The sequence below is a fragment of the Streptomyces caniferus genome (assembly GCF_009811555.1).
GTDB lineage: Bacteria > Actinomycetota > Actinomycetes > Streptomycetales > Streptomycetaceae > Streptomyces > Streptomyces caniferus.
Window position 1 is genome coordinate 1,808,846 of record NZ_BLIN01000005.1, and the last position, 13,349, is coordinate 1,822,194.

At 70.1% G+C, this 13,349-nt stretch carries 13 protein-coding genes; 3 read left to right on the plus strand and 10 right to left on the minus strand.

What is annotated here, in order from left to right:
• Window positions 1-125 precede the first annotated feature (125 nt).
• The gene (locus Scani_RS24615; protein WP_159479947.1) at window positions 126-2,735 is read right to left on the minus strand and encodes an ABC transporter permease/substrate binding protein; all 2,610 of its coding nucleotides are present in this window, start codon (window positions 2,733-2,735) and stop codon (window positions 126-128) included.
• Window positions 2,728-3,945 (minus strand): quaternary amine ABC transporter ATP-binding protein, encoded by a 1,218-nt coding sequence (locus Scani_RS24620; protein ID WP_159479949.1) that lies wholly within the window; start codon window positions 3,943-3,945, stop codon window positions 2,728-2,730. The genes Scani_RS24615 and Scani_RS24620 overlap by 8 nt, the downstream gene beginning before the upstream one ends.
• 227 nt (window positions 3,946-4,172) lie before the next feature.
• On the opposite strand from Scani_RS24620, the gene Scani_RS24625 reads away from it, so the two are divergent.
• Together Scani_RS24625 and Scani_RS24630 are read left to right on the plus strand one after the other, a co-directional pair.
• Window positions 4,173-5,087 (plus strand): 5'-3' exonuclease, encoded by a 915-nt coding sequence (locus Scani_RS24625; protein WP_159482349.1) that lies wholly within the window; start codon window positions 4,173-4,175, stop codon window positions 5,085-5,087.
• 49 nt (window positions 5,088-5,136) lie between these two features.
• The gene (locus tag Scani_RS24630) at window positions 5,137-5,994 is read left to right on the plus strand and encodes a siderophore-interacting protein (RefSeq protein ID WP_159479951.1); all 858 of its coding nucleotides are present in this window, start codon (window positions 5,137-5,139) and stop codon (window positions 5,992-5,994) included.
• Between the two features lie 94 nt (window positions 5,995-6,088).
• Here the strand turns inward: Scani_RS24630 and Scani_RS24635 are convergent, their stop codons facing one another.
• Together Scani_RS24635 and Scani_RS24640 are read right to left on the minus strand one after the other, a co-directional pair.
• Window positions 6,089-6,454 (minus strand): VOC family protein, encoded by a 366-nt coding sequence (locus Scani_RS24635; RefSeq protein WP_159479953.1) that lies wholly within the window; start codon window positions 6,452-6,454, stop codon window positions 6,089-6,091.
• A 77-nt stretch (window positions 6,455-6,531) separates the two neighbouring features.
• On the minus strand, window positions 6,532-6,888 hold the full coding sequence (locus Scani_RS24640; protein ID WP_159479955.1) for an L-rhamnose mutarotase: 357 nt from the start codon (window positions 6,886-6,888) through the stop codon (window positions 6,532-6,534).
• A gap of 119 nt (window positions 6,889-7,007) precedes the next feature.
• On the opposite strand from Scani_RS24640, the gene Scani_RS41815 reads away from it, so the two are divergent.
• Window positions 7,008-7,139, plus strand: coding sequence for a hypothetical protein (locus tag Scani_RS41815; RefSeq protein WP_281392318.1), 132 nt, complete (start codon window positions 7,008-7,010; stop codon window positions 7,137-7,139).
• A 93-nt stretch (window positions 7,140-7,232) separates the two neighbouring features.
• Here Scani_RS41815 and Scani_RS24645 read toward each other — a convergent pair whose 3' ends face one another.
• The 6 genes from Scani_RS24645 to Scani_RS24670 form a co-directional block, all read right to left on the minus strand.
• Entirely contained in the window at window positions 7,233-10,049 is a 2,817-nt protein-coding gene (locus tag Scani_RS24645) for a DEAD/DEAH box helicase (protein WP_159479957.1), read from the minus strand.
• Between the two features lie 257 nt (window positions 10,050-10,306).
• Window positions 10,307-11,269 carry a twin-arginine translocase subunit TatC gene (gene tatC, locus Scani_RS24650; protein WP_246296139.1) on the minus strand — a complete coding sequence of 321 codons (963 nt, stop codon included), beginning with the start codon at window positions 11,267-11,269 and terminating at the stop codon, window positions 10,307-10,309.
• Window positions 11,270-11,335: 66 nt separating this feature from the next.
• The gene (gene tatA / locus Scani_RS24655) at window positions 11,336-11,635 is read right to left on the minus strand and encodes a Sec-independent protein translocase subunit TatA (protein ID WP_159479959.1); all 300 of its coding nucleotides are present in this window, start codon (window positions 11,633-11,635) and stop codon (window positions 11,336-11,338) included.
• 221 nt (window positions 11,636-11,856) lie between these two features.
• The gene (locus tag Scani_RS24660; protein WP_159479962.1) at window positions 11,857-12,060 is read right to left on the minus strand and encodes a hypothetical protein; all 204 of its coding nucleotides are present in this window, start codon (window positions 12,058-12,060) and stop codon (window positions 11,857-11,859) included.
• 16 nt (window positions 12,061-12,076) lie between these two features.
• On the minus strand, window positions 12,077-12,337 hold the full coding sequence (locus Scani_RS24665; protein WP_159479964.1) for a hypothetical protein: 261 nt from the start codon (window positions 12,335-12,337) through the stop codon (window positions 12,077-12,079).
• Between the two features lie 58 nt (window positions 12,338-12,395).
• A complete protein-coding gene (locus Scani_RS24670; RefSeq protein WP_159479966.1) occupies window positions 12,396-13,346 on the minus strand; it encodes a helix-turn-helix transcriptional regulator in 951 nt (316 codons plus the stop codon).
• Window positions 13,347-13,349: the final 3 nt, after the last annotated feature.

Sequence of the window (13,349 nt, forward strand, 5' to 3'; positions counted from 1 at the left end):
GCCACCGGCCGGCCCGCACCGTTCCGTGTGCTCTCCGGTTCCGTCTCACGGATCGAAAAGGCGGGCCCCGCCACCGGATCGTCCGGTGGCGGGGCCCGCCGCGGTGAAGTCACTCCCGATGAGGGTTACTTCACGGGTGCCATCTTGTCGACGATGCCCGGGTGAGCATCGATCCACTTCTGGACGCCCTTGTTCTCGTTGCCCTTGCCGGCGGCCTGAATGTCCTTCTCCAGGCTGCCGAGATCCTCGGCACTCATCTTCCAGTTCTTCAACCAGCGATCGAACTCCGGGAATTTCTTCGGGAAGCTCTTGTTGCCGATCGTCTTGATCTGGTTGTTGGCGCCCCACGTCCCCTGGGGGTCCTTGAGCTTGGTGAGGTGGTACTTGCTGTACGCCCAGTGCGGGGACCACAGGACCACCGCGATGGGCTCCTTCTTGGCGTACGCCCGCTCCAGCTCGGTGAGCATGGCGCTGGTGCCGGCCTCGGTGACGTCGAAGCCGTCCAGACCGTACGCGGGGGACACCACGCTCTTGAGGCGCTTCATCTCGCCCGTGCCCGGCTCGATACCGATGATCTTGCCGCCGAAGGTGTCCTTGTGCTTGCGCAGATCGTCCAGGGTCTTCACTCCCTTGACGTAGGACGGTACGGCGATCTCCAGGGAGGTCTTGTCGTACCACGCACCGACATCGACGAGATCGTTTTTGTACTTGTCCCAGTACTGCTTCTGCGCCACCGGAAGCCAGGCGTCGGTTTCGACATCGATCTGCCCCGTCGACAAGCCGGTCCACATCGGGCCGACATCGAGGTTCTGGAGCTTCGGCTTGTAGCCCCGCTTCTCCAGGATGTTCTTCCAGAGGTAGGTGGTGGCGATGCCCTCGTCCCAGGCGGGGTAGCCCATCGTCGGGGTCTTGCCGGCGTCCTTGCCCTTGGCGTAGTCGGCCTTGGCGGACGGCGCCAGCTTGTCGACCAGGCCCGGGTGCTGCTTGAGCCAGGCGCGCACGCCGTCCTGCTCATGCCCCGTGCCGGCGTTCTTGACCTCGTTCTCGAGGCTGGTGAGCTGCTTCTCGTCCAGGTGGAAGTTCTTCATCCAGCCGGCGACCTGGGGCTCGTCGTGGGAGAAGCCCTTGCGGCCCAGCATGTGCAGGCTGTCGCCGGAGCCGAAGGAGCCCTTGGGGTCCTTGAGCTTGGTCAGCTTGTACTTGTCGTAGGCCCAGTGCGGCGACCACAGCGTGACGGCGACCGGCTTCTTGTCGTGGATCGAGCGGTCCAGCTCGGTGAGCATGGACGAGGTGCTCGACTCCACGACCTTGTACTCGCCGCCCAGGCCGTAGTCCTTGAGGACCTTGTCCTTGAGGATCTTCATCTCGCCCGCGCCCGGCTCGATCCCGACGATCTTGCCGCCGAACGTACCGCCCTTGCCCTTGAGGTCGTCCAGGGTCTTGACGTCCTTCATGTAGGACGGGACCGCGACCTCCAGGGAGGTCTTGTCGTACCAGGCGCCCAGGTCCTCGAGCTTGTTCTTGTACTTCTTCCAGTACTCCGCGTGGGTCGTCGGCAGCCAGGCGTTGGTCTGCACGTCGATGTCGCCACGGGCCTGGCCGGTGAAGAGCGGTCCGGCGTCCAGGGCCTGGGCCCGGGGCTTGTACCCGCGCTGTTCGAGGATCTCCTTCCACAGGAAGGTGGTGGCCTTGCCCTCGTCCCAGTTGACGTAGCCGAGGCTGACCGGCCGGCCGTTGCCGTCGGTGCCCCCCGCGCCGCCGCCGCTGTCCTTGCCGAAGACGCTCATGCCGCCGGCGAGCAGCGCGAGCACGACCACGGCGACCGTCGCCAGGGAGGTCGCGGGCTTCCAGTGGAGGAACTTCAGGCCGCCGAGCGCGGCCTGCGCCTTCGCCAGCGCGCGCCGCCCGAGCGGGGAGACCCGCTGGTTGAGCGCGCTGGTCATGCGGTCCAGGTACACCGCGAGGATGACGACCGCGAGACCGCCCTCCGCGCCCAGCTTCACATCGACGGAGCTGAGCGAGAGGTAGACGGTGCCGCCGAGACCGGCGCCGCCGACCATGCCGGCGATGACGACCATGGACAGCGCCAGCATGATGACCTGGTTGATACCGGCCATGATCGTCGGCAGTGCGAGCGGCAGCTGGACGCGGAAGAGCGTGCGCCGCGGATGGGTGCCGAACGCGTCGGCGGCCTCGACCAGTTCACCGTCGACCTGCCGGATGCCCAGTTCGGTCATGCGGACCGCGGGCGGCATGGAGAAGACGATGGTCGACACGATGCCGGGGACGGCGCCCAGGCCGAAGAAGAGGATGCCGGGGATCAGGTAGACCATCGCGGGCATCGTCTGCATCAGGTCCAGGACCGGACGCACCGCCCCGCTGACGGCGCGGTTGCGGGCCGCCCAGACACCGAGGGGTACCGCGACCGCGACCGTGATGATGCAGGCCACGAGCACCAGCGAGAGCGACTGCATGGTCTGGTGCCACTGCTCGATCGAATCGACCAGCGCGAAGCCCATGAACGTCAGCACGGCGGCCGGCAGACCCCGCAGCCACCAGGCGATCACCGCGAAGATGCCCGTCAGGAGCAGCGGCGTGGGGCCGGAGAGGACCGTGAGAATGCCGTCGTAGAAACCGCCCAGCACGGTCGTGACGAAGTGGAAGAGCCACTCGGCGTGGTCCCGCAGCCATTCGACCAGGCTGTCGGCCCAACTGCCTATCGGAATCCTAGGCACCGGCGCTCACCTTGTCCTCGGGGTCGTGGTCCGCGGACGAGTTCCCGGACGTGTGCGCGGAGGCCGGGTCCGCCGGCGTCTTCTCCGCGGGCGTCCCGTCGTCGGCAGCGTCCCGGGCGGGGGCGGCCGGGGCCGGGCTCTGCTCCGCGGCTTCACCGAGGACGGCGAGCAGCCGCTCGGCCGTGACGGCGCCGATCAGCGAGCCCTGCTCATCGGTCACGGCGACCGGAACGGTGCTGGTCGAGCAGGGCGTGAACAGCTCGACCAGCGGGGTGTCGGCACCGACCGTGGCAGGCGCCGCGGCCCGGAACTCCGCCGCGGTGGCGAGCTTGTCGCCCTCCGGGGTCGTGGCGCCGAGCACGGTCCCGACCTCGGTCATGATCGCGCCGGCGGTCAGCACCCGGGTACGGTCCACGTCCTGGGTGAAGGAGGCGACATAGTCGTTGGCCGGCGTGACGAGGATGTCCTCGGCGCTGCCGATCTGCACGATCCGGCCGTCGCGCATCACGGCGATCCGGTCACCGAGCCGCATGGCCTCGTTCAGGTCGTGGGTGATGAAGACGATCGTCTTCTTCAGCGACTTCTGCAGCTCCAGCAGCTGGTCCTGCATATCGCGGCGGATCAGCGGGTCGAGCGCGCTGAAGGACTCGTCCATCAGCAGCAGATCGGCGTTGGTGGCCAGCGCACGGGCCAGGCCCACGCGCTGCTGCATACCGCCGGACAGCTCGTCGGGCCAGGACTTCTCCCAGCCCTTGAGGCCGGTGAGTTCGAGCGCTTCGGTGGCGCGCGCGATGCGCTCGGCCCGCGGTACGCCCTGCACTTCGAGGCCGTAGGCGGCGTTCTCCAGCACACTGCGGTGCGGGAAGAGCGCGAAGTGCTGGAAGACCATGGAGATCTTCTCGGAGCGGACCTTGCGCAGTTCCTTGTCGCTGAGCGAGGTGAGGTCCTGGCCGTCGAAGCGGACGGTCCCCGAGGTCGGCTCCAGCAGCCCGTTGAGGGTGCGCAGCAGCGTGGACTTGCCCGATCCGGACAGCCCCATGACGACGAATATCTGGCCCTCGTCCACCTCGATGGAGGCGTCGATCACCGCGGCGGTGGTGCCTTCGGCCCGCAGCTCCTCCCGGCCGGCGCCGGCTTCGAGCCTGCGGACCGCGTCCTCGGGTCGTCTGCCGAACACTTTGTACAGGTGCTCGGCTTGCAGCCTGGACACATATGCCTCTCTTGTCGATCCAATGACGACCTGCCACCCCCGTAGCCAGGTCGCGGAGCGGCACGGGGTCTGCCCGCCTTTACCGGTCGAATAGTTGAATCTCGACCGGGTCCACTCCGGCTGCGCACCTGCCCTTCTTTATCTGGCTCAAACAAAGCGGTGACACAGCTCACATCCGCGTGACGTATGGGGCATACGGCAAGATGCGGGATGTGACACGACGCCTGATGCTCCTCGACACCGCCTCCCTCTACTTCCGCGCCTATTTCGGGGTACCGGAATCAGTCAAGGCTCCGGACGGCACCCCGGTGAACGCGGTACGCGGCCTGCTGGACTTCATCGCCCGACTCGTCCAGGATCACCACCCCGATGACCTGGTCGCCTGCATGGACTTCGACTGGCGCCCCCAATGGCGGGTCGACCTGATCCCCTCGTACAAGGCGCACCGGGTCGCCGAGGAGGCCCCGGCCGGCTCCGCGGACCCCGACGAGGAGGAGATCCCCGACACCCTCTCGCCGCAGGTCCCGGTCATCGAGGACGTCCTGGACGCCCTGGGCATCGCCCGCATCGGGGCGGCCGGCTACGAGGCCGACGACGTCATCGGCACCCTGACCGCCCAGGCGAAGGGCCCGGTGGACATCGTCACCGGCGACCGCGACCTCTTCCAGCTCGTCGACGACCGGCGCGGCATCCGCATCCTGTATCCGCTCAAGGGCGTCGGCACCCTCCAGATCACCGACGAGGCGCTGCTGCGCGAGAAGTACGGTGTGGACGGCCCCGGTTACGCCGATCTGGCGCTGCTGCGCGGCGACCCCAGCGACGGCCTGCCCGGCGTACCGGGGATCGGCGAGAAGACCGCCGCCAAGCTGCTGGACTCCTACGGAGACCTGGCGGGCATCATGGCCGCCGCCGACGACCCCGCCTCGAAGGTCACCCCCGCCCAGCGCAAGCGGCTGCTGGAGGCACGCCCCTATGTCGCCGTCGCCCCGAAGGTCGTGAAGGTGGCCACCGACGTGCCCGTCCCCGTCGTCGACCACACCCTGCCGGCCGAACCGGCCGACCCCGAGCGCCTGGAGGCACTGGCCACCCAATGGGGGCTCGGCGGCGCCCTGCAGCGGCTGCTCCTCACCCTCGGCCGATGACCTGTTAGGTTAGGTATACCTAATAAATATCGCATCAGGGGAGATTGCCGTGGCAGCAGAGCGTTCGTCCCGCAAAAAGCCCACCCTGCACCGTGCCCGGGTGCAGCGCACGGAGCAGCTCACCCCGCACATGGTCCGGGTCGTGCTGGGCGGTGAAGGGCTGGCGGAGTTCGCGGCGGGCGAGTACTCCGACCACTATGTGAAGCTGGTCTTTCCGCTGCCCGGCGTGCGTTACCCCGAGCCGTTCGACATCACGCAGATCCGCGCCGACTTCCCGCGCGACCAGTGGCCCAGCACCCGTACGTACACCGTCCGCGCCTGGGACGCCGGGACCCGCGAGCTGACCGTGGACTTCGTGGTGCACGGCGACGAGGGCCTGGCCGGGCCGTGGGCGGCCGCGGCGAAGCCCGGCGAGGAGATCTACTTCCTCGGCCCCGGCGGCGCCTACGTCCCCGAGGCCGGCGCCGACTGGCATCTGCTGGCGGGCGACGAGAGCGCGCTGCCCGCCATCGCGGTCTCCCTGGCCCGGATGCCCGCCGGGGTGCCGGTGCACGCCTTCATCGAGGTGGCGGGGCCCGAGGAGCGCCAGGAACTGGACGCGCCGGCGGGCGCCGAGATCAGCTGGCTCTACCGCGGCGCGGCGCCGGTCGGCCGTGAACTGGTCGCCGCCGTACGGGCCCTGGAGTTCCCGGCCGGTCGGGTCCAGGCGTTCGTACACGGCGAGGCCGGGTTCGTGAAGGAGCTGCGCCATCTGCTCCGCGTCGAGCACGCGATCCCCCGTGAGGCCCTGTCCATCTCCGGCTACTGGCGCACCGGCCACGACGAGGACGGCTGGCAGGCGGGCAAGCGCGCATGGAACCAGCAGGTCGAGGCCGAACAGGAATCCGCGGCAGCGGCGGCCTCCTGACCCTGCGGCTTTGCTCCGCCGCGAGCACGGCGTCCGGTGTGGCCGGCCCTCCCGAACCGGGGCGCCGGCCACACCGCCCGGAGGCGCCGCCGGGTCACGGCGTATGGCAGACCGCTTCGATGTTGTTGCCGTCGGGGTCACGGACGAAGGCCCCGTAGTACGACGCGTGGTACTCCGGCCACAACCGCGGCGCGTGCAGGGACTCGGCACCGGCCGCCACAGCGGCGGCATGGAAGGCGTCGACGGCCGCACGGCCGTCCGCGGCGAAGGCGAGATGCACCTCGCGGGCAGGGCCCTCCTCGGTGGCGGGAACGAGCCAGAGGGTGTGTCCGGTGGTCCCGAAGCTGATGAACTCGCCGAACTCCTTGGTCCGTTCGCCCCCGAGCGGGGCGAGCACACGGTCGTAGAAGTCCGCGCTGGCGGCGACACTGGCGACCTGGATCGCGATGTGATCAATCATGCCGTCAGCGTCCCACCGGGCAGGAAGCCTGTCGCGGCGATTACCGCCGCACGCGCCGGCCAAAGCCCCCGGCGGTCTCAGTCGTGGTGGAAGACCTCCCGCATCGGCGTCCACCACTCCCCCGGTACGGCGCCCCCGGTCTGCTCCTGGCAGGGGTCGGTGAGCTGCCACCACCGCCGGGTCACGGGGTCGGCGGCCATCCTGGCCATATCGGCGGCGTAGTCCTCGCCGACGTACTCGGCGTACGAGAACAGCAGCTCGCCCTCGAGGAAGACCGAGTAATTGCGGAGATGGCAGGCGGAGATCATCGCCAGCACCTCCGGCCAGACCTCCGCATGCAGCCGCAGGTACTCCTCACGGTGTTCCGGACGCAGCCGGATCAGCTTCCCGAGGCGCCGCATCGGAGCGGCGCCCTCGTCCCTCGTCGCACACATGGCGGCATCCTTCCCCGCCGCCCCGCCGGCCGCACCCGCTGGCCCGAACCACCATGAACTCCTCGTGCCACGACAGGAATTGGTTGACGGCGCGTACATCTGACCGTTCCACTGAGGCCATGCGTCCTCAGCAGCGGCTGGTCACCCGTGACCACATCGACTTCGGCCGGTACGTCATCCCGATCGTGCGCGAGGAGGTCGCCGAAGGCGATGCGGAGCGGGCGGCCACCGACGGCCGGCAGGCGTCGTAACGGTCGTCCGCCCTTCCCGCCGACAGCAGCCGGCGCCGCACCCCGCGGAACGGGGGTGCGGCGCCGTCGCACTGCCGGGCCGGGCGCGGCCGCTCAGCCCACCGACGAGTACGCCACCACGCCTCGCAGCACACCGTCCACGGCCTTGCGGGCCGTACGGGCGACCGTGCCGCCGGGCGGGGCCGCGGCCGCGATCTGGCCGAGGACATCGATCAGCTGCTTGCACCAGCGGACGAAGTCACCGGCGGGCATCTCCGCCTCCCGGAGCACCTCGTCGAGGCCGAAGCCGGAGGCCCAGCGGTAGGCGGCCCAGGCGAAGCCGAGGTCCGGCTCGCGCTGGCCGACGCCCTCCGCCTGGTTGATCTTGTGGTCCTCCTCCAGGGCGTCCAGCCGGCCCCAGATGCGGACCATCTCGCCCAGCGCGTCCCGGGCCTTGCCGGCCGGCAGTTTGGGCGCCACCGCATCGTCCGCCTGCCGCGCCTCGTACACCAGCGCCGAGGCGCAGGCCGCCAGCTCCGCCGGGCCGAGGCCCTCCCAGACGCCCTCGCGCAGACATTCGCTCGCCAGCAGATCCAGCTCGCCGTAGAGCCGGGCCAGCCGGCGGCCCTCGTCGGTGACGGTGTCGCCCTCGAGGTAGTCCAGCTCCGTCAGCAGGGCACAGATCCGGTCGAAGGTGCGGGCGATGGTGTTCGTCCGCCCCTCGATCCGGCGCTCCAGCTGGCGGGTGTCCCGCTGCAGCCGGTGGTAGCGCTCCGCCCAGCGGGCATGGTCCTCGCGCTCGGCGCAGCCATGGCAGGGGTGCGCCCGGATCTCCGTGCGCAGCCGGGCGATCTCGCGGTCGTCGGCCGCCACCGAGCGGGGCTTGCGGTGCCGCGAGGGCACGACATGGCCGGCCTTCGTCCGCAGCGCGGACGCCAGATCACGGCGCGACTGCGGGCTGCGGGCGTTGAAGGACTTGGGGATCCGCATCCGGTCCAGCGCCTCGACCGGCACCGGGAAGTCCATCGACGCCAGCCGCTTGACCTGCCGCTCGGCGGTCAGCACCAGCGGCCGCGGGCCGTCCTGCGCATCGAAGCCGCGATGGCCGTTGGTCCGCCCCGAGGGCATGCCGGGGTCGAGGACCAGCGCGAGACCGGCGTACTTGCCGGTCGGCACATGGATGACGTCGCCGGGCTTCAGCTTCTCCAGCGCCGCCGCTGCCGCCACCCGCCGCTGTGCCGCGCCCTGCCGGGCCAGCTCCGTCTCCCGCTCCTTCAGCTCCCGCCGCAGCCGGGAGTACTCCTCGAAGTCGCCGAGGTGACAGGTCATCGAGCCGCGGTAGCCCTCCAGCCCCTCCTCGTTCTTCTGCACCTGCCGCGTGATCCCGACCACCGACTTGTCGGCCTGGAACTGCGCGAAGGACATCTCCAGCAGCTCCCGCGAACGGTGCCTGCCGAACTGGGAGACGAGGTTGACCGCCATGTTGTACGACGGCTTGAAGGAGGACCGCAGCGGATACGTACGGGTCCCGGCGAGCCCGGCCAGCGCGCCCGGGTTCATCCCCCGCTGCCACAGGACCACCGCATGGCCCTCGATGTCGATCCCGCGGCGCCCGGCCCGGCCGGTCAGCTGGGTGTACTCGCCGGGGGTGATGTCGGCGTGCTGCTCGCCGTTCCACTTCACGAGCTTTTCCAACACCACGGACCGCGCGGGCATGTTGATGCCCAGCGCCAGCGTTTCGGTGGCGAAGACGGCCTTGACCAGGCCCTTGACGAACAGCTCCTCGACGACCTCCTTGAACGTCGGCAGCATGCCGGCGTGGTGCGCCGCGATGCCCCGCTCCAGGCCCTCCAACCACTCGAAGTAGCCCAGCACATGGAGGTCGTCGTCCGGGATGCCGGCCGTCCGCGCCTCCACTATGCGGCGGACCTCCTCGCGGCCCTCCTGGTCGTTGAGCCGCAGGCCGGAGTACAGGCACTGCTGGACGGCGGCCTCGCAGCCGGCGCGGCTGAAGATGAAGGTGATCGCGGGCAGCAGGCCCTCGTTGTCGAGGCGATCGATGACCTCGGGACGGCTCGGCGTCCAGATCCGGGCACGCTGACGGCGCTCCCGCTCGCGGTCCGCCTCGCGCATATTGCGGCCGCGGCGCTTGTCCCGGCCGAACGTCGGCCGGCTGTTCTCCATCCGCGCCAGCCGCTCCAGATCGGGATTGACCTCGCGGCGGCCGCCGCTCTGCCCGTCCCGCTCCTCGAACAGGTCGTATATCCGGCGGCCCGCGAGGACGTGCTGCCACAGCGGCACCGGGCGGTGCTCGGAGACGATCACGGCCGTGTCGCCACGGACCGTGTCCAGCCAGTCACCGAACTCCTCGGCGTTGGAGACCGTCGCCGACAGCGACACCAGGGTCACCGACTCGGGGAGATGGATGATCACCTCTTCCCAGACGGCGCCGCGGAAGCGGTCGGAGAGGTAGTGCACCTCGTCCATGACCACATAGCCGAGGCCGACCAGCGACCGGGAGCCCGCATAGAGCATGTTCCGCAGCACTTCGGTGGTCATCACGACCACCGGAGCCTCGGAGTTGACGCTGTTGTCGCCGGTCAGCAGACCGACCTTCTCGGCGCCGTAACGCTTGACCAGATCCTGGTACTTCTGGTTGGACAGCGCCTTGATGGGCGTGGTGTAGAAGCATTTTCGGCCCTGCTCCAGGGCCAGGTGGACGGCGAATTCGCCGACGATCGTCTTTCCGGATCCGGTAGGGGCCGCGACCAGCACGCCCTTGCCGGCCTCCAGGGCCTGGCACGCCTCGACCTGGAACGGATCCAGACCGAAGTCGTACATCTCTCGGAAAGGGGCGAGTGCGGTGGCCTGCTCGGCCGCCCGGAGCTTGGCGGCGGCATAGCGCTCAGCAGGGGACATGTCCTCGGTCATCGTGCTTACGAGCCTACCGGCCACCTCTGACAACGACCCGATCTTTATGGCGGCCCTTTACCGAACGGGCACGAGGCGGTGCCGTACGCCGCCCCGCCGGCCGGCACCGGGGCGGGCCCCGCTGCCTCCTGCCCGCCCCGCGGGAACCAACACCCGCGCAGGCCCCGCCCGCACACGGCGAACGGCCCCCGGCTCATCGAGCACGGGGACCGTCACCCACCCACCAGGGTGCTTGCATCACGTCAGGTAAGCAGCCGTCACGTCACGTCGTCGTACCCGCCACGGCGCCGCGCATCGCCCTCGGCCGCGTCACCGCTCGCCTGCTCCGGGAGCATCCGGCCGGAGGGGACCGACTCGATCTCACCGACCTCCGAAGGCGTCAGATCGAGCTCCGAGGCCTCGTCGTCGCTCAGCCCCGCGTCCGGGTTGCCGAGCTTGCGACGGCGGTCGTTGAGGAGGCAGATGCCGGCGGCGCCGAAGTACAGCACCACGATCGGAGCGGCCAGCAGACCCATGGTCAGCGGGTCGCCGGTCGGGGTGGCGATGGCCGCGAAGATCGTGATGCCCAGCACCATGAACCGCCACCAGCTCAGGATCCGGCGGCCGGTCAGCACCCCGCCGAAGTTGAGCAGCACCAGGAGCAGCGGCAGCTCGAAGGCGAGACCGAAGACCACGATCATGCGCGTGACGATGTCGAAGAAGTCGTCGGCCGGGAAGAAGTTGGCCCAGTCGTCCGGGGTCAGGCCGACCAGGGCACCGGCCGTGGTGGGCAGCACCGCGTAGGCCAGGTAGGCGCCGGCGAGGAAGAGCGGCACTCCGGCCCCGACGAAGCTCAGCGCGTACTTTTTCTCGCTCCGGTGCAGACCCGGCGCGAGGAAGGCCCAGAGCTGGTAGAGCCAGATCGGGCTGGCGCCGACGACGCCTGCCGTGAGGGAGAGCTTGAGCATGATCGTGAACGGTGCGAGCAGACCGTTCGCGACGACCTGGGCACAGGGATGGTCGCGCGGGCCGGTCGTGCTGCCCTTGGCGCAGCCGACCGAGTCGATGACCGGGCCCGTGATGAAGTGGGCGATGGCGTCGTACTGCCACATCGCGATGGCGGTGATCACACACATCGCCAGCACCGACTTCAGCAGCCGGTTGCGCAGCTCACGCAGATGCGCCGCGAGCGGCATCCGCCCCTCGGGGTCCTTCTCCTGCTTGCGGGCAGACTTGGGCAACCCACGTCCTCGTCTCGTGCGTCAGCCTTTTCCCGAAACGGATCGGTGCGGCTGGATCGGTTCGGCTCAGCTCTGGTTGGTGCGGTGCGGCTCGGCCACCGGGCGCGAGCTGTTCACATCACCGGGCGCTGCCTGAATCGTACGAGGAGCCTGCTGCGCGGCATCGGCGGGCGTCTCGGAGGTGGTACCGGTCGTGGCCCCGCCGTCCGCATCGCCCTCCTTCTTCATCGCCTTGGCCTCGCTCTTCAGGATGCGAGCCGACTTGCCGAGGGACCGCGCCATGTCAGGAAGTTTCTTCGCGCCGAAGAGCAGCACAATCACGACGAGGATCAGAATGATCTCGGGGGCCCTCAGGTTGCTGAGCATCTGCGACTACCTTCTCGCCGGGGCGGCGTCTGCTGTGGTGCCTGCCGATAGGGTCGGACTGGCGTCCTGGTGCTGGCACGATCGTAACGTTCGGTGGTGAACGCCGGGCAATCCCCTCACGTACTCGCGATTGCCTCGACCGCCGCACTGTCTGAACCGCGCAAGCAGCGTACCTCTCCGCCCGGCCCAGCAGCAGAGCGCCGGAGCCCCTGGCTACGACTTCAGTCCCTGCCGGTCTCGTGCATCCGGGACGCGAGCGGAACGGCCGCCCGCTCCAGATCCTCGGCGGCCCGCTGGATCCGCTCCGACGTCGCTCCGACCTGGCGGGCCAGCCGTCGCACCTCGACGAAGACGCGGACGGCGAGGACACCGAGCACGGCGATCCCGGCGAAGCCGAGGGCGATGGCGATCATGGACCAGAGCATGGGACGAGCCTATCGGTCAGCCCATGTGCAGCCGCAGCGTGCGGACCCCGCCGCCGGTGAGGAGCTCGATGATCCGCTCGCCGGCCGGTTTGCGCACCGCACGGCGGCAGTCCGGGCAGGTGAAGGAGTAGAAGGTGGTGCGGCTGCTGGCGCCGATCGCCAGCCGGAAGGCGTCCGAGGCCAGCTCGAAGCGGCCCCGGCAGTCCGGGCAGGCCGCTTTGAAGACCACCGGGGCGGTCATGCCCGCCAGGGTGGTGGTCGCCATCGTGGTCGTCATCCTTCGCTGCCTCCTCCTTCTCCCGGTGCCGGACGGCGCGCCGCCCGGCACGCCGCGTTCACTCGCCGTACGCCGCGAGCGCCCGCTCGGCGGCCTGCCGCGCGCTGTCGGCGAGCTCCTGCGGCGCCACGATCCGGCCGTCCCGGCCGAGGCGCAGCGCCAGCCGCCGCAGCGACGCCGGGTCCGGGGTGCGCAGGGTGATGCGCAGTCCGCCGTCGGGGAGCTCCTCGGCACTGTCGTGCGGGTAGTACTCGGCGACCCAGCGGCCACCGGGCCCGACCTCGATGGACACCTCGGGGTCCTCGGCCGCGGGCTGCACCAGCCCCTCCGACAGATCGCGCAGCTCGACCGGCGGCGGGTCGGCGGGGGCGTCCAGCAGCCTGATCTCGGCGACCCGGTCGAGCCGGAAGGTGCGCCGGGCCTCGGAGAGCCGGCACCACGCCTCCATATAGGTGTGGCCGACGGCGAACAGCCGGATCGGGTCGACCTCGCGCTCGGTCAGCTCGTCGCGGGCCGGGGAGTAGTAGCGCAGCCACAGCCGCCGCCGCTCGGCGATGGCGCGGTCCACGTCGGCGAAGACCCCGCCCTCGGACTCGAAGGTCACCGACAGCCGGGCACTGGCGCCGGCCGCCTCGCCGGCCGCCGCCTCCAGCTTCGCGGTGGCCCGCAGCAGCGCCTGCCGGTCGCCCTCGCGCAGCCCGGGGAGGGTCGCCACCGCGCGGGCCGCGACCAGCAGGGCGGTCGCCTCGTCGGCGGCCAGCCGCAGCGGCTCGGCGACGTCGTCGGGGTTGTGCCACCAGATGCGGTCGCCGTCGGTGTCGATGTCCAGGAGGTCGCCGCCGCGGAAGCTCGTCCCGCACATCGGCAGGACGTCGAGGTCGGCGATCAGCTCGTCCTCGGTGATGCCGAAGGCGCGGGCGACGTCCCCGACGCGGGCGCCGGGGCGCTCGCGCAGATAGGTCACCAGGGACAGCATCCGGCGGGTCTGGTCGATCGCGTTCGTCGCCATGGG

Coding starts and splice junctions, on each gene's coding strand:
- Scani_RS24660 (WP_159479962.1), bottom strand. CDS start 12,060: ATGCTCTGGTCCATGATCGCCATCGCCCTCGGCTTCGCCGGGATCGCC.
- Scani_RS24665 (WP_159479964.1), bottom strand. CDS start 12,337: ATGACGACCACGATGGCGACCACCACCCTGGCGGGCATGACCGCCCCG.
- Scani_RS24625 (WP_159482349.1), top strand. CDS start 4,173: ATGCTCCTCGACACCGCCTCCCTCTACTTCCGCGCCTATTTCGGGGTA.
- Scani_RS24635 (WP_159479953.1), bottom strand. CDS start 6,454: ATGATTGATCACATCGCGATCCAGGTCGCCAGTGTCGCCGCCAGCGCG.
- Scani_RS41815 (WP_281392318.1), top strand. CDS start 7,008: ATGCGTCCTCAGCAGCGGCTGGTCACCCGTGACCACATCGACTTCGGC.
- Scani_RS24640 (WP_159479955.1), bottom strand. CDS start 6,888: ATGTGTGCGACGAGGGACGAGGGCGCCGCTCCGATGCGGCGCCTCGGG.
- tatA (WP_159479959.1), bottom strand. CDS start 11,635: ATGCTCAGCAACCTGAGGGCCCCCGAGATCATTCTGATCCTCGTCGTG.
- Scani_RS24670 (WP_159479966.1), bottom strand. CDS start 13,346: ATGGCGACGAACGCGATCGACCAGACCCGCCGGATGCTGTCCCTGGTG.
- Scani_RS24645 (WP_159479957.1), bottom strand. CDS start 10,049: ATGACCGAGGACATGTCCCCTGCTGAGCGCTATGCCGCCGCCAAGCTC.